A 22,954-nucleotide genomic window follows, 5' to 3' on the forward strand; every position below is an offset into this window, starting at 1 on the left:
CAGATTAGGGAATTAGCAAGTGGCCCAAACGTTATACGACAAAATTTGGCAAGCACACACCGTTGCCAGCATAAATGAGCAAACCGACTTACTTTATATTGACCGCCATTTAGTGCATGAAGTTACTTCTCCGCAGGCTTTTGCTGGTCTACGTGAAAAAAACCGTACTGTACGTTGCCCAGAAAAAACCTTTGCAACGATGGATCATAACGTATCGACTAAGAGCCGATCACTTGATGCCGCAAGCGAAGTATCTAAAAATCAATTAATGGCGCTTGATAAAAACTGTAAAGAGTTTGGTATTGTACTTTACGATTTAAACTCAATTAACCAAGGCATTGTGCACGTAATGGGCCCAGAGCAAGGTATTACTTTGCCAGGCACAACCATTGTATGTGGCGATAGCCATACTTCTACGCATGGTGCGTTTGGCGCATTAGCGCATGGTATTGGTACGTCTGAGGTTGAGCACGTATTAGCAACGCAAACGCTACAGCAAAAAAAGGCGAAATCGTTAAAAATTCAAATTAACGGTGTATTGCGCCCAATAGTTACGGCTAAAGATTTAATTATGGCGGTAATTGGCAAGTTAGGTACTGCTGGTGGCACAGGCTATGTAGCAGAGTTTTGTGGTGCAGGCATTGAAGCGCTTTCAATGGAAGCCCGTATGACGCTATGTAATATGAGCATAGAAATGGGTGCAAAAGCAGGTTTAATTGCATCTGACCAAATTACTTATGATTATTTAAAAGGTCGTCCGTTTGCACCTAAAGGCGCAGATTTTGATGCAGCCGTTGAATATTGGGAAACCTTAAAAACAGATGAAGGCGCACACTTTGATTTAGTTGTTGAGCTAAATGCTGACGACATTCAACCACAAATTACCTGGGGCACAAGCCCAGAGCAAGTAATTGGTGTTGATGAGTGCATACCCGATCCAGATAAAGAGCCAGATTTAATTAAAGCCGATGCTATTCGCAGCGCACTTAAATACATGGACTTAAAAGCGGGCGATAAATTATCAAGCGCAAAAGTAGATACAGTCTTTATTGGCTCATGTACTAATAGCCGCATTGAAGATTTACGTGCTGCGGCAAAAATTGTTGAAGGCAAGCAAGTTGTAGCCGGCATAGAGGCGTTAATTGTACCGGGCTCTGGCTTAGTTAAAAAACAAGCAGAAGACGAAGGCTTAGCCGATATTTTTAAAGCCGCAGGCTTTGAATGGCGCGAACCAGGTTGTTCTATGTGTTTAGCGATGAACGATGACCGCCTAGAAGCAGGTAAGCGTTGTGCATCTACTTCTAACCGTAACTTTGAAGGTCGCCAAGGTCGTGGCGGGCGTACCCATTTAGTTAGCCCTGCAATGGCTGCAGCCGCTGCAATACATGGTCACTTTGTTGATATTAGAGGAGAAGCATAATGAGCGTATTTTTTAGTGGCTTAATGACTCCACTTGATAAAAACAATGTAGATACTGACCAAATTATTCCTAAGCAGTTTTTAACATCAACTAGCCGCGAAGGTTTTGATGCTGCCTTGTTTTATGATTGGCGTTACCTAGATAACGGTGAGCCAAACCCTGACTTTATTTTAAATCGCCCATGTTACCAAGGCGCGCAAATATTATTAACGCGCGACAACTTTGGTTGTGGCTCATCTCGCGAGCACGCGCCATGGGCACTTAAGCAATATGGTTTTGAAGTTATTTTAGCTGAAAGCTTTGCAGATATTTTCTTTAATAACTGTGGTAACAACCAAATGTTAGCCATAGCGTTACCTGCCGACACGCTTGAGCAATTGTTTGTACTTAGCGAGCAGCACGACGATATTAACATTGAAATCGACCTTGAAAATCAAACGCTAACAAGCAGTAAGTTTGCGCCAATTAGTTTTGATATTCGTAAAGACGTAAAAGAGCGCCTATTAAGTGGCTTAGATTTTATTGGTGTAACCGAAACACTAAACCCACAGATTGATGCGTTTGAAAAACAACTAGCAGCTGAGCGTCCTTGGCAGTAATTGTTTAATCTGTATATAGTAAATTCACGTATTGAAAAGCACGCCAATTGCCGTGCTTTTTTGTGGGTAAATATTAGGTTCAGTACCTAAGGCTTAATGTCTAAAGTCAGCCATTAACGCAGGTATACCAGGTAACATGCCTACAATTGCCATTACAGTGGTAAGTAGCACAAACATAATAAGTGGAATCACCCAGCGGCTCATTTTAGTTAGCTCAGCGCTACGTTCTTTACAGCCAATAAGCCCTAAGTTATCAAGTAACATAGTAAGCGACCAACCAAAAGCCGGATTAACCAAGGTTGAGGCAAACACCACAATAGCGGCTGATTGCGTTGTTTTGCCTTCGCGCGTCATTTCCATGCCAGCTTCAAGTAGCGGAATAAACACTCCTACAATAAGCGCAACACAAAGCACAGGTTGCCAAATGGCTAAATCCATAGGGTAACCCCATAAACCAGCAATAATACAAAATACGGCTGTTAAAATGGCGCCAGCCGGAATAGGGCGTTTAGCAATAGCAGCAGGTACAATGTAGGTTCCCCACGATGAGGTAAAGTTAGCACCACCGGCAAGTGAGCCAAATGTTTGTCTAACCGATGCGCTCAGCATGGTGTCGTCGATATTCATTTGTACTTTTTCAGTACGTTGCGGATAGCTTATTTTTTGAAATACTTGATGACCTAAAAAATCAGGAGACCACATAGCAACGGCGAGCACTGCAAATGGGAGTACAACCACAAAGCTTTCAAGCGTTGGCAGGCCAAGCATCCAGCCCGTGTTTTCGCCCCACCAGTAAGCTGGGTTCATATTTGGTAAACCCGGTGCAGTATGAAACTCAAACGGTGCGCCTAAGGCAAAGGCAACCACGCCACCAATAAGGCAACTTAACGGCACGGCTAACCAACGCTTTTTAAAGTGCTCTAATAGTGCATACAATAAAATGGTGGCTAAAATAACAATAAACGCAATATGCGCCATATCAATAGCCTCAGCCCAGGCAAACAGCTTTTTAACCTGCGAAATAGTACCAATAAAACCTAAATAAATGAGTAGCCCGCCACATACACCTTTACTGGTTAGGCGCGCGAGCATACTTCCTCCTTTGGTTATGGCCAAAATAAAACCAAAGGCACCAATGAGTAAGCCAAACGCCATAGGGTGACCGCCAGCTGCAACTACAATAGGAATTAACGGTATAAGAGGGCCGTGAGTACCAGCCAAGTTAGCTGTTGGTAAAATAAAGCCTGAGAATAAGATGATAAAAATAGAAACAATGAGTAATTCGTAACGTACATTTTCTAAAACAAAGGCATCGCTTAAACCAAGAGGTGCTGCAAATGTTGCCGCAATAGCCCCCACCATAACGACTTTACCAATAGTGCCCGCCATTGCAGGAATGGTGTCTTCAAATTCAAATCGGTAATCTCTAAACGGTAAATTAGGACGCCAGCGTTTAGGCTGCATAATCTGTAATTCATGTTCGAGATACTCGTCGCGAGTATTAAACTCTGAACTCGGTTTGTGAAGCTGCTCGTAGCTTTGAGCATTCTTGTGCGTGTTTGATGGTGCATCACCGGGTGGTGTAGTTTGCATGCGTTCTCCTGCAACATTGTTGCTTAATCAAATAAATACGGCTTTTGTTAAAGCAAATGAATATTGAACATGCAGGGTAGATCAGCTTTTAGGCTGCTATGTATAGGCAAAAGGTCGTGCATGGTTGTTTTTAATACAGTTAATTTAAAAAACTGCTTTACACTAAAAATTATGAAATTACAGAAGGTGATTAAAAGTTGTTATAAATCAAGCGCTTGAGTTTGTAATTAACGATACGGAGCACTATTTACCTAATAGTATAGTGTTAACGGCAGGTTATTATCCTTTAGTCTTAGTGGTTGTGAAAGCCGTTTTATTTCAAGCTATTTGCTTGCAGGAGCCGTTAATATTGTTTTATTTGTGGTGGAATAATACTTCTGTTACTTTCTGATTGTTAATAACAATAAAGAATAGACATGCAACTCAACTCCCCTAAATCAATTGGTATTTTACTTGGTACGCTTTACGGCATATTTATGCGGCTGTTTATAGACCTACTTGATACTTATAATTTAAGTAGCCTAGTCTCTATATCATTTATGTTTTTAGTGCCCGTTGCAATTGGTTATATTCGTGTTCACTTTGAGTACAATGAATCAAAAACATTAACTAAAAGGCAAATGGTCACGATTGCTTGGCAGCCTATTTTTGTTTTTTTATTTGTAAGTGTAATTACTTTACTTGAAGGCAGTATTTGTGTGGCTATGGCTTTGCCTGCTTTTATGTTTTTTGCCAGCATTGGTGGATTACTTGCGGGTTTTGTTAGAAAGCGTGAAATAAAAAAAGCGAATAGTTCTTTATTATCAATCGCGTTGTTACCTATATTGCTCTCACCTATTGAAGTTAATTTTTTAAATTTATCAAAAACATACGAAGTAACAAATTCAATAACTATTAACGCGCCCATCAATGTTGTGTGGCAACAGTTAGCTAATGTGAGTGATATAAAACCACAGGAAGTGCCTTTTTCACTCACTCAATTAATTGGTGTACCAAAGCCATTAAAGGCAAGTATGAATGCTAGCGGTATAGGCGCTGTTCGCACAAGTACTTGGCAAAAAGGGGTTATATTTAAAGAAGTTATTACGGATTGGCAACCAAATAAACAGATGCTTTATAGATTTGACATAGACCCAGATGCTATTCCCGATGACGCACTCGATAAACACGTAAAACTTGGCGGTGAATACTTTTCTCCACTTTACGGTGGTTATCAGCTAAGTGAAGATAAAAGCGGCAATACAATTTTAACTTTAAAAACGACCGTGCAAGACAATACAAATTTTGGTATTTATTCACGAATATGGGGAGAGGTGATATTTCAAGATTTTCATCATTCACTTTTAACGTTGATGAAGAACAGAACTGAAAAGTCACTTATCGCAGCTGTTTCTTATAATTAGCTTAAACCATTGTGACTATAAAAAATATTACACACTAAAAGATAAAGCCTTTGCAATTGCAAAGGCTTTTGTTTTAACTGCTAACTTTTACCAAATCATTTCTACAAATTCAGGATGGTCGATATACGGGTTACGATTACCTTGAAATTCAAAGGCTGCTTGGTTACGGTCAAGTTCCATTTGGCTTACAGGATCGCTGTTATGCCAGTTAAGCAGCATGGCTACAACCCAGCTTTCAAACACTTGGTTGCTTGAACCATTAAGCACTGCATTACTTGAGGTCGTTTTGGTTTGCCAAGTGCCTATTACATTTTCGTAGCGCGTTGCCATGTAAAAATAAGCGCGAGCAAAGTCACCTTTAAATTCGTCAATTGGCTCAAATACAGTACCTGAGTAATTTAATGAACTTGCGGCAGAGCCTAATTTACTTCCGTTGGTTGATGTAAATGAAGCGCTTGCTACTTCACCAAATGGGAAATTACTACGCTTTGAGTTTACATAACCGTCGGTTGCGTAAATATGATGCACATCTGAGTTCATTGGCTCAATAGTGCCGCCAAACCAGCTTTTAGGAAATGAATGCTCACGGTTGTAACAGCCGCCTTCTCCACTATAGTTACCACATTGGTCACTCACCGCAGTATAATTGTAGCTATCTGAGCCGTTTGGTTTCTCGCTATACATATCTAAAATGCTGTTATCGTTTTCAAAGTATTTATCACGTGCAGATGAGTCGTAAAAATTCCAAATAGCCGAGTAACCCTGTGCATTATGATCTTTAATAATATTATAAAGCTCAGTTTTTAGTGCATAACCTGATAACCCTTGAGCAGTAACATAGTAGCCAGTGGGTGTTGGGTTTGTCCCGCCGCCATCACCAGAGCCACTACCTAAAGTAAATGCCGTGCTGTCTGTATTATTAAAACTTGCACCGCTAGCAAGTGTGGTAGAGCCTTGCTTAAGCGCATAACTGCCATTACCTGTTGAACAACACATACCATCGCCGTAGCTGTCGCTAATAACAAGTGTGTAAGTACCATCAGTTAGGCATATTTGCTCATCATACTGAGTGTTTGATGCGTAACCACTGCCGTTAGCAACAGCGCTACCTTGATTGTTATTAACGGCCCAGCTAGTTTCGCTACCGTAATTATCGGTGTTAAGCGTTAAGGTAAGGCTATTGTCGGTGCAACTTGTTGATGCGTTGCCATCAGCATTTGGTAAAAAGTTATCTACGTATACGGTTTCGCTGCCATCAAATCCACTTACATCGTAAAACCTAAGCCCAACACTAATTGTTTTATCACTGCTTGGCGTATAGCTATGGCTAATTGTTTGCCATTGGTTAGTTTGTGCTTGATTTGAATAGCCTTGATAGCCATCTACATATAAGCGCGCTTTAATTTTACCTTCGGTGTGGTAAACATCAGCCGAAAAGTTATAGGTTTTACCAGCTTCTACAGCAACCTGTTGTAGTAAATCAGTGTTACTTTGCGATCCTGTTGTTACATTGACAGCAGCAGAGCTACTACCGCTTTTAACTGTACTAGTTGAGCGCGTTAAGTTGATTCCGCTATCAATAGTGCTCCAAGAGCTAGGTGTATTACCTGACCATTGTTCAAATCCGCCATTAGCTACATTGGCCATTACAGGTAATGAGCCAAGTAACAAAGCGGTACTAAGTAGTTTATTTTTATATTTCCCGTGTATCATAGTTGTTCCTATTTTTATTTTGAATGAAGAATATACCCTACATTAGCTAGGTTACAAAATTGTTAATTTAAAGTGCAGTAAAAAGCAATAATAAGTCTTTAATCTGTTTTTGAAGGTATTTTTATAAATTAATAACTAAATGGAATATCAAAGCAGATTCTATTCTTTTTTTATCTATGCTGAGCCCGTTATCCTACTAACTTAGAAAACCTCAACAGATACGCTCTGGATGAGGTAAAACTCATTTTTAACAATACACAAAGTGTGTTGTGTTTAATTTTCAGGGTTATGGGGAATCGATTCATGTTGTTAGGTCAACTAAATGCTGCGGCAAGCCCGCTATCGCAAGATCAAGTACAAAAGCTGCAAGGTTTAGTGGCTGAACTTAATCCAATTCAACAAGCGTGGGTGAGTGGTTACTTAGCTGCAAATGCTAATTCGGCTGCATTAGGTACTCCTACGGCAGGCGTACCGGCTGCGGGTGATGCAGCAGCGCTAACTATTTTATATGGTTCGCAAACAGGTAACGCAAAAGGTGTAGCTACCAAAATGAAAGAGCAGGCTGAGTCGCGAGGCTTAGCAGTTAAGCTTGTGAGCATGTCAGATTACAAACCAACAGCCCTGAAAAAAGAAAAGTTTTTAACTATCGTTGTATCTACTTACGGCGAAGGTGAGCCACCAGAAGACGCAGAAACACTCCACGAATTTTTAGCCACTAAAAAAGCGCCAAAACTAGACGATGTGAAAATAGCGGTTATTGGCTTAGGTGATTCTAGCTATGAGTTTTTCTGCCAGACAGCAAAAGATTTTGAAGAGCGTTTAAATAAACTCGGTGCACAAACTATCTATCAACGTGCTGATTTAGATGTAGATTACGAAGATGAAGCCGCTACGTGGATCGCCGGTGCAGTTGATGCATTTGAACCTGATTTAAAAGCGCAGCAAGAGGCCGCTGGTGGTCAAGTTGTATCAATGCCATTTGGTGCTCCAACCGCTGCAGCAAGCCAATATACAAAACAAAATCCATTTGAAGCAGAGCTATTAACTGTTCAAAAAATTACCGGTCGCGACTCGACTAAAGATGTACGCCACGTTGAAATTTCGCTTGAAGGTTCTGACATTACTTACACGCCAGGTGATTCATTAGGTGTGTACTTTTTAAATGACGATGTATTAGTTGATGAAGTACTTACACTTACTCAAATAGATGCAACAAGCATTGTAAAAGTAGGTGATGAAGAGCTAAGCGTACGCGATGCACTTATTGAAAAACTAGAGCTGACTCAGTCGTACCCAGGTTTTGTAGAAAAATACGCAACAGCAACAGGTACGCCTGAATTATTAAAGCTTGTAGAAGATAAAGCTGCAATGCGTGCGTATATTGAACCTCGCCAAATATTTGATGTGATTCGCCAAAATCCAGCAAAAATTGATGCGCAAACATTAGTAGATTGCCTACGTAAACTACAAGCTCGTTTGTACTCAATTGCATCTAGTCAAGCTGAGGTTGAAGATGAAGTACATTTAACACTAGGTCTAGTACAGTTTGATGCATTTGATAGCGAGCATTTAGGTGGCTGTACTGGTTACTTAACTCGTCGTGCAGAGGAAGGTTGTAAAGTTAAAGTATTTAGCGAACACAACGACAATTTCCGCCTACCAACTAACGATGATACACCAGTGATCATGGTAGGCCCAGGTACGGGGATTGCGCCATTCCGTGCATTTTTACAAGAGCGTGATTCGCGTCAAGCACAAGGCAAAAACTGGTTGTTCTTTGGTAACCCACATTTCACTCAAGACTTTTTATACCAAGTAGAAATACAGGGTTATTTAAAATCGGGTTTACTTAACAAAGTAGATGTTGCATTTAGCCGTGATCAAGCCGAAAAAGTATACGTACAAGACAAATTACGCAGTAACAGTAAAGACGTGTTTGAATGGTTAGAAGCCGGCGCTCACTTTTATATTTGTGGCGATGCAAATCGCATGGCAAAAGATGTACACAACGCCTTACTTGATATCGTTAAAGAAAACACAGGCAAGAGCAATGAAGACGCAGAGCAATATTTAAAAGATTTGCGTAGCGCAAACCGCTATCAGAAAGACGTGTATTAATCACGTTTCTTATTTTATTTAACAGCTAGCAGCCGTCACTGTAACAAATTTAGGATTTAAAATGAGCGAACAAGATAAAAACGTAAAACTTTCTGATAACGAACGTTTGAAAAGAGAAAGTAACTTTTTACGTGGCACCATAGAGCAAGATTTAAAAGACGAAATTACCGGTGGTTTTACTGCCGATAACTTTCAGTTAATACGTTTTCATGGCATGTACCAACAAGATGACCGCGATATACGTGGTGAGCGCGCTAAGCAAAAGCTAGAGCCGCTACATAATGTAATGTTACGTGCACGTATGCCTGGCGGTATTATTAAGCCAGAGCAGTGGTTAGCAATTGATAAGTTTGCTGATGAAAAAACAAGCTACGGCAGCATTCGTCTAACTACGCGTCAAACGTTTCAGTTTCATGGTGTATTAAAGCCGAATATTAAAGGCATGCACCAAATGCTTAACAGCGTAGGTATAGACTCTATTGCAACTGCGGGCGATGTTAACCGTAACGTGCTTTGTACTACTAACCCTGTTGAGTCTGAGTTACACCAAGAAGCTTACGACTGGGCTGCAAAAATTTCTGAACATTTATTACCAAAAACGAAAGCGTATGCTGAAATTTGGCTAAATGGCGAAAAGGCAGAAACCACAGAAGAGCCAATTTTAGGATCTAACTACTTACCGCGTAAATTTAAAACAACGGTAACTATTCCGCCTAATAACGAAGTTGATGTGCATGCGAATGACTTAAACTTTGTGGCAATTGCTGATAACGGCAAGCTTGTTGGCTTTAACGTACTTGTTGGTGGTGGCCTTGCCATGACTCACGGTGATACGGCTACGTATCCGCGTAAGGCTGATGACTTTGGCTTTATTACGCTCGAAGATACCTTAAAAATTGCAGAGCATGTTGTATCTGTGCAGCGCGATTGGGGTAATCGTTCAAACCGTAAAAATGCAAAAACTAAATACACATTAGACCGTGTTGGCGTTGATGTATTTAAAGCAGAAGTAGAAAAACGCTCAGGCGTTACATTTGCACCAAGCCGTCCGTTTGAGTTTACTCACCGTGGCGATCGTATTGGTTGGGTTGAAGGCATTGATGGTAAGCACCACTTAACACTATTTATTCAAAGTGGTCGTATTTTAGACTACCCAGGCAAGCCGCTTAAAACTGGTTGTCGTAAAATCGCAGAAGTTCACCAAGGTGACATGCGTATGACGGCAAACCAAAACTTAATTATTGCTGGCGTACCTGCAGATCAAAAAGCCGTGATTGAAGAAATTGCTCGTAGTCATGGCCTGATTGACGACAAAGATTCGCAGCAGCGTAAAAATTCTATGGCGTGTGTTTCACTGCCAACGTGCCCACTTGCAATGGCCGAAGCAGAGCGTTACTTACCAAGCCTAGTAGAAAAAACTGAAGCATTACTTGCCAAGCACGGTATACCAGATGACAGCATTATTATGCGCGTTGTAGGTTGCCCTAACGGTTGTGGCCGCGCAATGCTTGCAGAAGCTGGTTTAGTGGGTAAAGGCCCAGGTAAGTACAACGTTTACCTAGGTGGTAATTTAGAAGGTACACGTATTCCTAAATTGTACCTTGAGAACGTAGGCGAAGACGTTTACCTAGAAGCATTCGATAAGCTCATTGGGCAATGGGCAAAAGAGCGTAACGATGGTGAGTGTTTTGGTGACTTTGTTATACGCAAAGGCATAGTTGCTGAAGTAAAAGTATCAGTAACCGATTTTCACGCTTAATTAAATACCAGCGCCAAAGCGCTGGTGAGGTTTGGAATTTACCATGAGTGAATTTAAAAACATTTTACAGCTAGATAAACAAAGCCAAGCGGCTATGTTAGCTGATGCTAATGGTTTGCTAGCGAATATGAGCGCAGAACAGCGTGTTGCATGGGCGCTTGATAACTTGCCTAATACGGCTTTTTTATCATCTAGCTTTGGTATTCAAGCGGCAGTAATGCTGCATTTAATGACCTCACAACGTCCAGATATTCCCGTTGTATTAACCGATACAGGCTATTTATTTCCTGAAACGTATCAGTTTATTGAACAAATGAGTGAGCGTTTATCACTTAACTTAAAGGTGTATAGAGCGCAGCTAAGCCCAGCATGGCAAGAAGCTAAGTTTGGCAAGTTGTGGGAGCAAGGCGAGGACGGCATTAAGCAATATAACCAGCTTAATAAAGTTGAACCGATGACCCGCGCACTTAAAGAGATAGAAGCAGGCACGTGGTTTAGTGGTTTGCGTCGCGATCAATCATCTACACGTGCTGATAAACAGTTTGTAGAAATAAGCCGTGGTACCGTTAAAGTGTACCCGATTATTGAATGGTCTAACCGCGATGTGTATCAGTACCTGACTAAGCATGATTTACCTTACCACCCATTATGGGAACAAGGTTATGTGTCGATGGGTGACGTACATACAACACGTAAGTTAGAACCAGGAATGACAGAGGAAGAAACTCGCTTTTTTGGTTTAAACCGAGAATGCGGACTGCACATGGATGGTGACGGTATTTAACGTCACTACGATGTAGTTAAATCGCAAATAAAAACGCAGCTTCGGCTGCGTTTTTATTTTCTTTTATTCGGGTACAAAAAATTGCCTAATTAAGTATTTTTTATTAGACTCAAGACATTAAAGGATTAATTAAAGCAGGAACGCTATGAAATACTTTACCTACTTAGCTATATCAATCATGGCTATTGCAGTCATCTCTTTGTTTTATTTAAAAAAGCCCGATGGTCAAACATGGCTTTCTGCATCATCAATTAGCAGTGAATCTCAGCAAATTAAAGAAAAAATGGTCGCGCTATCTAGCAATACTTTGGACCAAGCAGTGTTGGGCGTTAAGCAAGCTGGCGATAAAATTGCGAGCAGTATTTCTGATGAACCAATTGCTACAAATGCTACCTCAAGTGGTAAAATTTTTAAGTGGCAAGACGAAACAGGCCAATGGCACTTTTCTGATACACCTAACCCACATGCAAAAAGTATTGAAGTAAAACTCGATCCTAAAGATATTACTGTTATTGCTGCAGAAGACACGTCTATTTTAAATACCTCTTCAACTCCAAACACAACGTCGGCTGCACCAGAGGGGATCAGTATTTTGAACCCCGATTCGGTTAAAAAGCTATTTAATGACGCCGAAAACGTAAAAGACAAACTAGAAAAACGTAATAAAGAAATTAATAATTTAAGTGCACTTTAATTATTTAGAGTGAGTGCTTTTATGGTTTTTTAAATAACGTTTTTCGGCTTCCATCAATAATACTGTTGAATATATTTTAGTGGGAAGCGACAGCAGCACGCCTACAGCAATGCATGCCGCCGCTATAATTATTCCTTTAATACCATGCTCGACGGTAAAGTAGTTCGACACAATTAACGTATGGCCAGTCACGATAAGGCACAACCCAAGCACTATTGATGTTTTAAGCAGCCTAATTATCATTATTTGCGACATAGTTACCTCACTAAGAGTAAGCTTATTGTAGGCACGCTTTAAATACTTGGCATTGATTTAAGACAACAAACAGTACAAAAAAAGCCCAGCTTATTACTAAACTGGGCTTTTAGATGTATTAACTACTGTCTTTGTTAGTCGAGCATACTACGCAGTACATATTGTAAAATGCCGCCGTGTTTGTAGTAATCCCACTCTTTAGGGGTATCAATACGTACGTCTGCACTCAAGGTTACTTTTTTACCTTCGGCATTTGTAGCAATAACGGTGACTTCATCGGTTTTATCGTACAGGCCATCAATATCAAATTGTTCTTGCCCTGTTAACCCGTGTGACTCGTAGCTTTCACCTTCTTTAAATTGCAGAGGTAGTACACCCATACCAATTAAGTTAGAGCGATGAATACGTTCGTAGCTTTGTGCTACAACGGCTTTAACGCCTAATAAAAGTGAGCCTTTAGCAGCCCAGTCACGAGATGAACCCGTGCCATATTCTTTGCCCGCTAAAATAATGAGTGGAGTATTATTTTTTTGATACTCCATTGCTGCATCATAAATGCTCTCTAGCGTATCGCCAGGCTGAGTACGTGTTACGCCGCCTTCAGTGCCAGGAGCTAGTAAGTTTTTAAGACGCACATTAGCGAACGTTCCACGCATCATTACTTCGTGATTACCACGGCGTGAGCCGTACGAGTTAAATTGCGCTTTATCTACACCTTTCTCTTGCAAGTATAAACCTGCTGGCGCTTCTGCTTTAATAGCACCCGCTGGAGAAATATGGTCAGTGGTTACTGAATCTCCAAGTTTAGCTAAACAACGTGCACCTTCAATAGAAGGAATGCCCGGTGGTTCTACTTTCATACCATCAAAAAAGGGTGCTTTTTTAATGTAGGTAGATGCATCATCCCAATCGTAAAGTTTGCCATCCGGTATTTTAATTTGCTGCCAACGGCTATCGCCTTCGTAAACGTTAGCGTAGCTTTTTTCAAACATTTCCTTAGTTACGGTTTCTTTAACTAAGTCACTTACTTCTTTAACGCTTGGCCATATGTTTTTAAGGTAAATATCGTTACCGTTAGCATCTTGCGCAAGGGGTTCGTTGTATACGTCAATATCGGTTCTGCCTGCAATGGCATAGGCTACAACAAGTGGAGGAGAGGCTAAAAAGTTCATTTTAACATCTTGGTGAATACGCCCTTCAAAGTTACGGTTACCCGATAAAATAGAGCTCACTACTAATTTATGCTTTTGAATCGCGTCTGATATTTCAGTTGCAAGAGGCCCTGAGTTACCAATACAGGTAGTACAGCCGTAGCCAACTAAGTTAAAACCTAAGCTTTCTAAGTCATCCATTAAGCCTGCTTTTTCTAGGTAGTCGGTAACTACCTTAGAGCCTGGTGCAAGTGATGTTTTAACCCAAGGTTTTACATTAATGCCTAACTGTTTTGCTTTTTTAGCAACCAAACCAGCAGCTAAAATAACACTTGGATTAGAGGTGTTGGTACAGCTGGTAATCGCGGCAATAACACAAGCGCCATCGTTTAGCTCAAACTCTTGGCCTTTAAATTTAACCTTAGCGGCACCCATAAACTGCGCTTCGTTAACTGGCTCATCTGGATTTGTTGTCGGTCCTTCACTCTCAATACGAGCTTGTTCTTCATCGCTTTTATCACGACGAGCCATACGTTCGTCTTGGAAGCCTTTTAAATGATCGCCAATAACTTTGCCAGCTTCGTTTAAGGCAATTCTATCTTGTGGGCGTTTAGGGCCTGCAAGGCTTGGTACAACGTCATCTAATTTAAGCTCAAGTGTATCGGTATAATTAGCTTCGTCGCCATCGTTACGCCATAAGCCTTGATGCTTAGCGTAATCTTCAATTACTTTTAAGTGTTTTTCGTCGCGGTTTGTTAAGCGAAGGTAGTTAATGGTCTCATCATCAATTGGAAAAATACCACACGTAGCGCCGTATTCTGGTGCCATATTGGCTATGGTTGCTCTATCGGCAAGTGGTAGGTCGGCAAGGCCGTCACCATAAAATTCTACAAATTTACCCACTACGCCATGATTACGCAGTATTTCGGTTACTGTTAACACTAAATCGGTTGCGGTAGTACCTTCAGGTAAACGTCCGCTTAGCTTCATACCTACTACTTGTGGAATGAGTAAACTAATTGGCTGACCAAGCATGGCTGCTTCAGCTTCAATGCCGCCTACACCCCAGCCAAGCACGCCTAAGCCATTAATCATGGTGGTGTGAGAGTCAGTCCCTACAAGCGTATCTGGGTAAGCGAATTTTTTGCCGTCGCGCTCTTCATTAAAAACAACGCGCGCTAAGTATTCTAGGTTTACTTGGTGAACAATGCCGGTTGCTGGTGGCACTACTTTTAAATTATCAAAAGCGGTTTGTCCCCAACGTAAAAATTCGTAACGTTCTTTATTTCGGTCGTACTCAAGTTTTGCATTTAAATCAAATGCACCATCATTTCCGTAGCCATCTACTTGTACCGAATGGTCAATCACAAGTTCAGCAGGCGATAACGGGTTTATTTTTGCAGGATCTCCACCTAGCTTTTCCATTGCGTCACGCATCGCGGCTAAATCTACAATAGCGGGTACGCCGGTAAAATCTTGCATAACAACACGGGCGGGAGTAAAGGCAACTTCAGATGCAGGCTTTGCTTGGGGATCCCAATTAAGAAGGGCTTGAATGTCTTGTTCTTTTATATTTACGCCATCTTCGTTACGAAGAAGGTTTTCAAGTAGTACTTTTAAGGAAAAGGGCAATCGTTTCGCTTTGTCGCCAAGTCCTTTTAGAGAATGAATATGATATTGCTCACCATTTATTGTGAGCTGATGTTGGGTATCGAAACTATTATTCATTATTTGCCCCTTTATGAATTATAAAAATGTTTTGAAGAGTGACCTCTGTAGTGTTCGAGTTGCAAAGTACATACCAGTGTAAAAAATCGCGTTTAGAGAACGAATTTTATACAGTTATTATAGTAGAGATGATGCTGAAAAATTTAATTTCAAGAGATGATTTAAAAGAAGAGATAGGGTCAAAAGTTATTTCGACCCTTATTAATTACTGTAACCAACCTTGTTGCTTACCTTTAATACTCAAGCAAAGTAAAGCGATGGCAATAATGATTACAAAAATAGGCATAAATACCGCACTTGCGCCAAGTAGCTCAATACTATTTATGACCACAAAATTATAATATTGCTGAATTAAAATAGCGCCGAGCGATAGCGCAAAAGTAGGTGTTGCCAGCGCGTTTTTAGCAAGTAAAAACAGACAAGCCAAAGTGCTTCCAAATACAGCTACAGCAAATGCAATGATTGACCAAAGAGGGATGTCAGAGTAGGCAGCTTGTTGATCTAACGGAAGTTTACCTATCATTTCGGGTGTCATCATCATGTGCATAGCAAATGCAATAACGCCAAGTAAATTCCATACGAGTGCCGCCCATACAACGGGTTTAAACCAATTTTTAGGTGTGTTTACAGACATTTTATAACCTTGTTTTTATTACTATTAACGAGGTTATTAAAGAGTAAAAAGGCCAACTATACAAGTTCGCCTTTTTATATAAAAAGAGTGCTTTTAAATGCTTAACCAAATGAAATAGGACGACGACCTGTTTTATCATCTACTTTTGGTTTTTTAGTTCGCTTACGCTTACTTTTAGCTGGTTGATTTGTTGGTTGTGGTGCAGCTTGCTTTGACTCTGCTTGAGTTTGTACCGCAGGTTTTTCTGCAGGGATTGCATCTTCACTTAGTGAGAGTTTAAAAAACTCACCATCAAACTCTAGTACATCACCACTGTATAATTTTTTCCGTTTAATTGTACAAATTTCATGGTTAACACCCACATAGCCTTCAGTAATTAGGTTTTTAGCTTGGCCGCCACCTTCAACTAAGTTTAGTACTTTTAATAATTTACAGAGCTCAATCGGCTCTTCTTCTAATTCTATTTCTATGTATTCTTCGTTCATATTTGCTCTCGGTGGGGTAACGCACAAGCTGTAGTATAAAGGCTTGCAGCTACTTTTGCACCAAAGCAAGTAACTTTAGCTAGTTGTAATAGGGAAATAAGGACGAAAGTTTTTATGTATTTTATCTGTCTTTAAAAAAACTGAAGCAATTGAAGAGTAATCTTTGCAGCAGTTAATTTTACGTATGGCCTGCTAATTGCTAAAACTTTGGCGGAATAAATATTTTTCATTAAATGGAGTAGGAAATGGGCGTAAGATTAGCAATGAAAAAAGAGCTAATGGGATTAGATAATTCAGGTATGTTAACTGCTGACGATGTTAGAGAGCACCTTGCTAATTCTGTAAAAAAGCAAGCTGATCAAGATGAGCGCGGTTTTTCTGTAATTTCAAAATTCAATGATACCCATAGCCGTTTAGTTAGTGGTGATGCCACGAGAAAAACAAAACTTGAATTTGAACGCCATCGTTTGTTTAAAGAAGTTTTATATACTCGCAAAAGTGTTGATGCTTGGTTAGATAGCCAAACAAATTAAATTGCGATAAATAGTTACCTTTAATAGACTACAATTGTAATCAAAAAGGGGTAACTATGAAAAGTGGAATTTTAATATGTGTGTTGGCATTACTATTAGCTGCGTGCCAACAACCTACCGTGTATGTATTTAGTGAAAACTTGCAAGATGAACAGCGCAACCAGCTCGATGCTGCGCTAAAAGTACAATCGCTCCCTTATGAATATGTAGAGCTGGCAATCCCACCTGATTTTGGTGAAGCCACATTACTCTTATCAAGTGATAAGATTTATCCTAAAGAAACTGAGCAACTTGCGGCTATAATGCAAGAGCTAGGTTACAAGCCACAAGTTAACTACACGACTCGTTCAAATCACTTTTATGGTGATGGCAATATAGGCTTTTATTTAAAGAATATAGCAGCGGGTACTACCTTTGTTATGCCTAAAAAGTTACGAACAACCCAATGCAGCGAAGAGAAGTACAATGATTTACTTGTCACATTTACAGATAAATATGCTGACTTTAGCTTACCCAGTGGCGCTGTTATAAGGTTAGGCTGGGAGTTTTTATACGGTTACGTTGTCATTTATTACAAAAATTATTCGCAAACATACAGTCACTCACAACCACTTATAAATACGCCCTTTGGCGCCAAACCATCCGATACTTACAGGTTTACAGCTCACGTTAATAACCCCAGCTGGCTTGATTGCTCACTACAAATTATTTATATGGACTGAACTAACCGTGAGTTTCTATATGCTCGCTTAATCTGGCAATGCGCAAGCTCATACCTTCAATAATTCGGTCTTTAATTTTTTCGCGGATAACATTAGGTAAGCGGGTGAGTGCTTCAGGGGTAATGGCAAGTACTATGGTGTCGGTTTTAGCGCGAGCACTGGTGCTGCGCTCTCGGTTATTTATAAAGGCACCTTCACCTATAAATTCACCGGGCTCTATAGTGCCAAGTTCTAGTAAATGGTTATGCTTAAATACTAATAATGCGCCGCTAAGTACAATGTACAAGCGCTTGTCGTTATCGTATTGCTTAAATAAAAATTGATGCTGACTTACTAAATATAACAGGCCGAACGACTCCAATAAGACTTGGCGCTCGCTGAGCGTAAATTCTTTAAAAAAGTGCAGCCTGTTTATAATTTCCATTTGTTTGAATAATGGAATATGTTCGATTAGCTTCATCAATAACCAAATGTGTTAAAAGCGTTTAATCAGCTAATATTGCGCTCTTTTAATTTTCGGGTCAACGTGTTGCGTCCCCAACCAATTTTTATAGCAGCATCTTGCTTATGACCAGAACAATTAGCCAGGGCTGTTTTTATTAAGCGAGTTTCTAGTTGAGCTTGAATGTCAGGCCAAATATTTTCTTTGCCTTTTTTCAGCTCTTGATTAAGCCATTGCTGGAATGCATCGAGCCAATCACCTTCTTCTTGGGTTGGTGAAGCATCCAGAATCTCCGGCGGTAAATCTTGCTCGCTTACAAGCTCACCCGGTGCCATAACTGTCAGCCAGCGACACGTATTTTCTAATTGGCGTACATTGCCTGGCCAATTAAATAAGCGTAATTGCTCAGTTGCTTTAGGGCTGAGTACTTTGCTTTCTACTTGTAGCTCTTTAGCGCTTTTATGTAAAAAGTGTTGCGATAAGCTTTCTATATCTTCAGTACGCTCTCGAAGAGCGGGTAAACGTAGGCGCACAACATTAAGACGATGAAATAAATCATCCCTAAACTTGCCTTGTTTAACTAAATCTTCAAGGTTTTGGTGCGTAGCTGCAATAATGCGTACGTCCACTTTTATACTTTGATGGCCACCAACGCGATAAAACTCACCATCGGCAAGAACGCGTAATAAACGTGTTTGCACATCAAGTGGCATATCACCAATTTCATCTAAAAATAGTGTACCGCCATTGGCTTGCTCAAAGCGGCCTTTACGTACGCTATCGGCACCCGTAAACGCGCCTTTTTCGTGGCCAAATAACTCTGACTCAACAAGCTCTTTTGGAATGGCCGCCATGTTAAGTGCAATAAATTGATTTTCTTTACGTGGGCTATGGTTGTGCAGGGCGCTGGCGACAAGTTCTTTACCTGTGCCAGATTCACCATTTATTAATACGCTCATGCTAGAGGCCGATAGTTTACCTATCGCTCTAAACACTTCTTGCATAGCGGGTGCTTCACCGATAATGTGGGCACTTTTTGGTGGAGCTTGCTTTCGCTTAGTTTTTTTAGTGGAATTTGCTCTGCATGCGCTCTCGACTAGCGCCACTGCTTCGTTTAAATCAAACGGCTTAGCTAGGTATTCAAAAGCACCTTTTTGGAATGCATTAACTGCAGAATCCAAATCTGAGTGGGCAGTCATTATAATAACTGGCAGCCCAGGGTTTTGCTCTGCTATAAGCTCAAGCAACGCCATGCCATCCATACCAGGCATTCGTACGTCCGAAACTAAAACAGTAGGTTGACTAAACTTTAATGCGCTTAATACATCTTGCGCATTAGCAAAGCTTTCTGCGTTAAACCCTGCACGGGTTAGTGCTTTTTCAAGTACAAATCGAATAGAAGCATCATCATCTACAAGCCAAACTGTTTTCATGCAAACTCCAAACATTAATCTGCAAAGGGCAGATAGATATTAAATTCAGTATGTCCAGGCCAGCTATCACATTCTATATAGCCATCATGTTGATCTATCAGCGTTTGCGCTATTGAGAGTCCTAACCCTGAGCCATCTTCTTTATTGGTGATCATAGGGTAGAACAGTGTTTCACGTACACTGGGATCAATACCTGGTCCGTTATCAGATATTTGGATCAACAAGGCTTTTTTAGGTGCTTTACCTGGGCGACGATGCTGATGATTAATGCGGGTTTTTATTGTTATTTCACCGCCATCTACAAGCGCCTGCTGAGCATTTCGAACAATGTTTAATACTACTTGCTGAATTTTACCTTGATCAATGTATACATCAGGAATGCTTGGGTCGTAATCCTTAACCAAGCTAATGTTAGAACAATTATCTAACGTACTTAGTCGTGCAACTGATTCAAGTGATTGATGTATATTGCCATACGATTTTTGCGGAAGCTGATTTGGCCCTAAAAGCCTATCAACTAATTCGCGTAATCGGTCAGCTTGCTCAATGATAAGTTCAGCACATTGGTCTCTTTCTTGTTGATCAACCTCATACTGCAATAACTGCGCCGCTCCGCGAATTCCACCTAAAGGATTTTTAATTTCGTGAGCTAAGCCTCTTATTAGATTTCGGGCTGCTTGGTATTGATGCATTTGATTAGACGCTTGGTCGTGCTTAATTTCGTCATCGGTTTGGCGCCACTCAAATAAAATATAAAGTGAGCCATCAAACTTAATTTGTCGTGTACTTACGGCTACTTTTGCATGGCGAGAATCGCTAAAAACCACGTCAGCTCTGTGCTGCTGGCAATCTACACCTTCAACTAATGAGTATTGTTCTATACGCTGCAAATCGATTGAATGGTAATTAAAAAGACTGTCGAAAGGCTGATCTAATAGGCGCTTGTTACCAAGGCCAAGCAGTTCGCTAGTACTGGTATTGGCATAGACAACGGTGAAGTTTTTATCAAGCAACATGATAGCGGTTGTTTGATTTTGCCAAATAGCATCGAGTAGCTCAGGGCTAAAGTTTTTATTATTAATCATAGCTGCACCATTTTAGTGCGTTGATATTTACAAGCAAGTTATATATTAAAATACACTGCTGCACGTTTAGTAATGCCCCAATTTAGTTACTTAGGTTTAGCCCTTTTCGGTGCATAAAAAATATGCAGGGCTCACTTATAGCAATAACTTGGTTTTTACTATTAAAAAGCTTTAATTGTAGTGTGTGCTCACCACGTTCTACATCTCTTATTGCAAAGGTTGAACTGTCACTGGCTGGGCCATGTGCTTTGCCATCAATAAAAAGTTGTATAGTAAAACCAGTTTCAAAACGCGGTTTTATTCGGCTAGTAACATAAACAGTGCCGGTATTTTCACGAATAGTCTGGTTATGATCAGGTGAGGAAATGGCAATACTAAAGGCCGCTTGTTGAGGCTGGGGTTGCTCGTCAAAAATGTCAGTATTTGTTGCAGGCATATTAAGATCTTGGCTGGTAAGCTTTACCTCTTTAGCACCTTTATGAGGGGTGTCAGAGAACACTAATACGCCATTTTTATCTTTCCAAGCGTATATCTTTGTTTCACCAGCGTAACCATAATTGCTTAATCCTAAAGCAATTAATAGTAATAAAATCTTGTTGTTCACTCTGCAGCCCTGCATTTTTGTCGGTAACTTAACTTTAGTGGAGATTGATTAATTTTACCATTAAAAAAGCCCGCAAAGCGGGCTTGAGAACACACATATTTTATACAGCTAAATTAACAGCTGTAGTACATTTCAAACTCAACTGGGTGAGTTGTCATGTTAAGCTTTTCAACTTCTTTAGATTTAAGTTCGATGTAAGCATCGATTAAGTCGTCAGTGAATACACCACCTTGAGTTAAGAATTCACGGTCTGCGCTAAGTGCAGATAATGCTTCGTCAAGTGATGCTGCAACAGTTGGGATTTCTGCTGCTTCTTCAGCTGGTAAGTCATATAAATCTTTATCCATAGCATCGCCAGGGTGGATCTTGTTTTTGATACCATCAAGGCCAGCCATAAGCATTGCTGAGAAAGCAAGGTATGGGTTAGCTGTTGGATCTGGGAAGCGTACTTCAATACGACGACCTTTTTCAGATGGAACCACTGGGATACGGATTGATGCAGAACGGTTACGTGCAGAGTATGCAAGCATAACTGGTGCTTCAAAACCTGGTACTAAACGTTTGTACGAGTTAGTAGAGGCATTTGCAAAAGCGTTAATTGCTTTAGCATGCTTGATGATACCGCCAATGTAGTAAAGCGCATCTTCAGAAAGGCCGCCGTACTTATCACCAGCAAAAAGGTTTACACCATCTTTAGCAAGTGACTGGTGACAATGCATACCAGAACCGTTATCACCAACAACTGGCTTAGGCATAAACGTTGCTGTTTTACCGTATAAGTGAGCCATGTTATGGATAACATATTTCATTTCTTGGATTTCATCCGCTTTTAATACCATTGTATTAAAGCGAGTAGCAATCTCGTTTTGACCTGCTGTTGCTACTTCGTGGTGATGTGCTTCTACTACTTGGCCCATTTCTTCTAGTACTAGGCACGTAGCTGAACGCCAATCTTGGAAGTCATCAACAGGAGCAACTGGGAAGTAACCGCCTTTAATACCTGGACGGTGACCTGTGTTGCCATCTGCATATTCTTTATCTGAGTTCCAAGCAGCTTGCTTAGAATCAATTTTGTACATAGAACCAGACATATCTGATTTGTATTTTACGTCGTCAAATACGAAAAACTCTGGCTCAGGGCCAAATAAAACTGTATCTGCAATACCTGTAGAGCGCATGTAATCTTCAGCACGCTTAGCAACTGAGCGTGGGTCGCGCTCATAACCTTGAAGCGTTGAAGGCTCTACTACGTCACAACGTACGATTAATGTTGATTCTTCAGTGAAAGGGTCTAGTTTGATTGATTCAGCAACTGGCATTAATACCATGTCTGATTCGTTTATGCCTTTCCAGCCTGCAATTGAAGAACCGTCAAACATTTTACCGTCTTCAAAAAAGTCTTCATCAACTTGGTGATGAGGAATAGATACATGTTGTTCTTTACCCTTAGTGTCAGTAAAGCGTAAATCAATGAACTTAACGTCATTTTCTTTAATAAAATCTAAAACCGATTGTGACATGTGTCCTCCAACTATTGGGTTTTGTTATTGCTGCATAATTGCTTTGGGATTTACTAAGCTGATTTTGTGCCATTTTTATAACTAGCTGTTTATAAATTAAAAAAATATCGTTGCATCAAAATGGAATGTACAAACGCACTATATTGGTGCGTAAATTTTCCTTTTTGGTGCAAAATTTACAGGGCACAATTTGCTGCTAATTTAATCGCTCGGAAATAGCATAACCTAAATGCAAAAGAGTACCAAAAAGATCAGCAAAATAGCCAAAAAGGCTGTTTT

The 22,954-nt window shown here is 40.4% G+C and carries 20 protein-coding genes; 9 read left to right on the forward strand and 11 right to left on the reverse strand.

Translation table 11 applies throughout. The features are described 5' to 3' along the window. Positions 1-19: 19 nt before the first annotated feature. Positions 20-1,420: a 3-isopropylmalate dehydratase large subunit gene (leuC, locus tag H5087_RS09310; RefSeq protein ID WP_182671848.1), complete on the forward strand. Its 1,401-nt coding sequence runs from the start codon at positions 20-22 to the stop codon at positions 1,418-1,420. Continuing rightward, on the forward strand, positions 1,420-2,019 hold the full coding sequence (gene leuD / locus H5087_RS09315; protein ID WP_182671849.1) for a 3-isopropylmalate dehydratase small subunit: 600 nt from the start codon (positions 1,420-1,422) through the stop codon (positions 2,017-2,019). The genes leuC and leuD overlap by 1 nt, the downstream gene beginning before the upstream one ends. 93 nt (positions 2,020-2,112) lie before the next feature. Here the strand turns inward: leuD and H5087_RS09320 are convergent, their stop codons facing one another. Then, positions 2,113-3,612, reverse strand: a complete 1,500-nt coding sequence (locus tag H5087_RS09320; RefSeq protein WP_039488646.1) for a DUF3360 family protein — start codon at positions 3,610-3,612, stop codon at positions 2,113-2,115. Between the two features lie 416 nt (positions 3,613-4,028). On the opposite strand from H5087_RS09320, the gene H5087_RS09325 reads away from it, so the two are divergent. Then, positions 4,029-5,015, forward strand: a complete 987-nt coding sequence (locus H5087_RS09325) for a hypothetical protein (protein WP_182671850.1) — start codon at positions 4,029-4,031, stop codon at positions 5,013-5,015. An 87-nt stretch (positions 5,016-5,102) separates the two neighbouring features. Here the strand turns inward: H5087_RS09325 and H5087_RS09330 are convergent, their stop codons facing one another. Next, positions 5,103-6,728 carry an endonuclease gene (locus H5087_RS09330; RefSeq protein ID WP_182671851.1) on the reverse strand — a complete coding sequence of 542 codons (1,626 nt, stop codon included), beginning with the start codon at positions 6,726-6,728 and terminating at the stop codon, positions 5,103-5,105. A 303-nt stretch (positions 6,729-7,031) separates the two neighbouring features. On the opposite strand from H5087_RS09330, the gene H5087_RS09335 reads away from it, so the two are divergent. From H5087_RS09335 to H5087_RS09350, 4 genes are all read left to right on the forward strand, one after another. Beyond that, complete coding sequence (locus tag H5087_RS09335) at positions 7,032-8,846, forward strand: assimilatory sulfite reductase (NADPH) flavoprotein subunit (protein WP_182671852.1); 1,815 nt, start codon at positions 7,032-7,034, stop codon at positions 8,844-8,846. 61 nt (positions 8,847-8,907) lie between these two features. Further along, positions 8,908-10,605 (forward strand): assimilatory sulfite reductase (NADPH) hemoprotein subunit, encoded by a 1,698-nt coding sequence (cysI, locus tag H5087_RS09340; RefSeq protein WP_002961104.1) that lies wholly within the window; start codon positions 8,908-8,910, stop codon positions 10,603-10,605. Positions 10,606-10,648: 43 nt separating this feature from the next. After that, complete coding sequence (locus H5087_RS09345; protein ID WP_002961106.1) at positions 10,649-11,389, forward strand: phosphoadenylyl-sulfate reductase; 741 nt, start codon at positions 10,649-10,651, stop codon at positions 11,387-11,389. 145 nt (positions 11,390-11,534) lie between these two features. Continuing rightward, positions 11,535-12,083, forward strand: a complete 549-nt coding sequence (locus tag H5087_RS09350) for a DUF4124 domain-containing protein (RefSeq protein WP_182671853.1) — start codon at positions 11,535-11,537, stop codon at positions 12,081-12,083. Here H5087_RS09350 and H5087_RS09355 read toward each other — a convergent pair whose 3' ends face one another. From H5087_RS09355 to H5087_RS09370, 4 genes are all read right to left on the reverse strand, one after another. After that, positions 12,084-12,338 carry a hypothetical protein gene (locus tag H5087_RS09355; RefSeq protein ID WP_182671854.1) on the reverse strand — a complete coding sequence of 85 codons (255 nt, stop codon included), beginning with the start codon at positions 12,336-12,338 and terminating at the stop codon, positions 12,084-12,086. Between the two features lie 134 nt (positions 12,339-12,472). Next, a complete protein-coding gene (gene acnA / locus H5087_RS09360) occupies positions 12,473-15,217 on the reverse strand; it encodes an aconitate hydratase AcnA (RefSeq protein WP_182671855.1) in 2,745 nt (914 codons plus the stop codon). 205 nt (positions 15,218-15,422) lie between these two features. After that, positions 15,423-15,851: a hypothetical protein gene (locus H5087_RS09365; RefSeq protein WP_182671856.1), complete on the reverse strand. Its 429-nt coding sequence runs from the start codon at positions 15,849-15,851 to the stop codon at positions 15,423-15,425. A 101-nt stretch (positions 15,852-15,952) separates the two neighbouring features. Beyond that, entirely contained in the window at positions 15,953-16,336 is a 384-nt protein-coding gene (locus H5087_RS09370) for an RNA-binding S4 domain-containing protein (protein ID WP_002961114.1), read from the reverse strand. 245 nt (positions 16,337-16,581) lie between these two features. Here H5087_RS09370 and H5087_RS09375 point away from each other — a divergent pair, with 245 nt between their 5' ends. Together H5087_RS09375 and H5087_RS09380 are read left to right on the forward strand one after the other, a co-directional pair. After that, positions 16,582-16,869, forward strand: a complete 288-nt coding sequence (locus H5087_RS09375) for a hypothetical protein (RefSeq protein ID WP_007582180.1) — start codon at positions 16,582-16,584, stop codon at positions 16,867-16,869. A 56-nt stretch (positions 16,870-16,925) separates the two neighbouring features. Beyond that, positions 16,926-17,591, forward strand: a complete 666-nt coding sequence (locus H5087_RS09380) for a hypothetical protein (protein ID WP_182671857.1) — start codon at positions 16,926-16,928, stop codon at positions 17,589-17,591. 1 nt (position 17,592) lies between these two features. On the opposite strand, the gene H5087_RS09385 is transcribed toward H5087_RS09380, so the two are convergent. The 5 genes from H5087_RS09385 to glnA form a co-directional block, all read right to left on the reverse strand. Then, on the reverse strand, positions 17,593-18,051 hold the full coding sequence (locus H5087_RS09385; protein WP_182671858.1) for a cyclic nucleotide-binding domain-containing protein: 459 nt from the start codon (positions 18,049-18,051) through the stop codon (positions 17,593-17,595). 29 nt (positions 18,052-18,080) lie between these two features. Beyond that, complete coding sequence (ntrC, locus tag H5087_RS09390; RefSeq protein ID WP_002961117.1) at positions 18,081-19,466, reverse strand: nitrogen regulation protein NR(I); 1,386 nt, start codon at positions 19,464-19,466, stop codon at positions 18,081-18,083. Between the two features lie 14 nt (positions 19,467-19,480). Beyond that, positions 19,481-20,551 carry a nitrogen regulation protein NR(II) gene (glnL, locus tag H5087_RS09395; RefSeq protein WP_002961118.1) on the reverse strand — a complete coding sequence of 357 codons (1,071 nt, stop codon included), beginning with the start codon at positions 20,549-20,551 and terminating at the stop codon, positions 19,481-19,483. Positions 20,552-20,633: 82 nt separating this feature from the next. Next, entirely contained in the window at positions 20,634-21,155 is a 522-nt protein-coding gene (locus H5087_RS09400) for a DUF4124 domain-containing protein (protein ID WP_182671859.1), read from the reverse strand. Positions 21,156-21,268: 113 nt separating this feature from the next. Next, positions 21,269-22,675, reverse strand: coding sequence for a glutamate--ammonia ligase (glnA, locus tag H5087_RS09405; protein WP_002961121.1), 1,407 nt, complete (start codon positions 22,673-22,675; stop codon positions 21,269-21,271). Positions 22,676-22,954: the final 279 nt, after the last annotated feature.

This window comes from Pseudoalteromonas sp. SR43-7 (assembly GCF_014163785.1).
In the GTDB taxonomy this organism is placed as follows: domain Bacteria; phylum Pseudomonadota; class Gammaproteobacteria; order Enterobacterales; family Alteromonadaceae; genus Pseudoalteromonas; species Pseudoalteromonas distincta.

Coding starts and splice junctions, on each gene's coding strand:
- H5087_RS09375 (WP_007582180.1), top strand. CDS start 16,582: ATGGGCGTAAGATTAGCAATGAAAAAAGAGCTAATGGGATTAGATAAT.
- H5087_RS09325 (WP_182671850.1), top strand. CDS start 4,029: ATGCAACTCAACTCCCCTAAATCAATTGGTATTTTACTTGGTACGCTT.
- leuD (WP_182671849.1), top strand. CDS start 1,420: ATGAGCGTATTTTTTAGTGGCTTAATGACTCCACTTGATAAAAACAAT.
- H5087_RS09380 (WP_182671857.1), top strand. CDS start 16,926: ATGAAAAGTGGAATTTTAATATGTGTGTTGGCATTACTATTAGCTGCG.
- H5087_RS09320 (WP_039488646.1), bottom strand. CDS start 3,612: ATGCAAACTACACCACCCGGTGATGCACCATCAAACACGCACAAGAAT.
- H5087_RS09385 (WP_182671858.1), bottom strand. CDS start 18,051: ATGAAGCTAATCGAACATATTCCATTATTCAAACAAATGGAAATTATA.
- H5087_RS09345 (WP_002961106.1), top strand. CDS start 10,649: ATGAGTGAATTTAAAAACATTTTACAGCTAGATAAACAAAGCCAAGCG.
- H5087_RS09350 (WP_182671853.1), top strand. CDS start 11,535: ATGAAATACTTTACCTACTTAGCTATATCAATCATGGCTATTGCAGTC.
- H5087_RS09355 (WP_182671854.1), bottom strand. CDS start 12,338: ATGTCGCAAATAATGATAATTAGGCTGCTTAAAACATCAATAGTGCTT.
- H5087_RS09370 (WP_002961114.1), bottom strand. CDS start 16,336: ATGAACGAAGAATACATAGAAATAGAATTAGAAGAAGAGCCGATTGAG.
- H5087_RS09365 (WP_182671856.1), bottom strand. CDS start 15,851: ATGTCTGTAAACACACCTAAAAATTGGTTTAAACCCGTTGTATGGGCG.
- acnA (WP_182671855.1), bottom strand. CDS start 15,217: ATGAATAATAGTTTCGATACCCAACATCAGCTCACAATAAATGGTGAG.
- glnA (WP_002961121.1), bottom strand. CDS start 22,675: ATGTCACAATCGGTTTTAGATTTTATTAAAGAAAATGACGTTAAGTTC.
- H5087_RS09330 (WP_182671851.1), bottom strand. CDS start 6,728: ATGATACACGGGAAATATAAAAATAAACTACTTAGTACCGCTTTGTTA.
- glnL (WP_002961118.1), bottom strand. CDS start 20,551: ATGATTAATAATAAAAACTTTAGCCCTGAGCTACTCGATGCTATTTGG.
- cysI (WP_002961104.1), top strand. CDS start 8,908: ATGAGCGAACAAGATAAAAACGTAAAACTTTCTGATAACGAACGTTTG.
- H5087_RS09335 (WP_182671852.1), top strand. CDS start 7,032: ATGTTGTTAGGTCAACTAAATGCTGCGGCAAGCCCGCTATCGCAAGAT.
- ntrC (WP_002961117.1), bottom strand. CDS start 19,466: ATGAAAACAGTTTGGCTTGTAGATGATGATGCTTCTATTCGATTTGTA.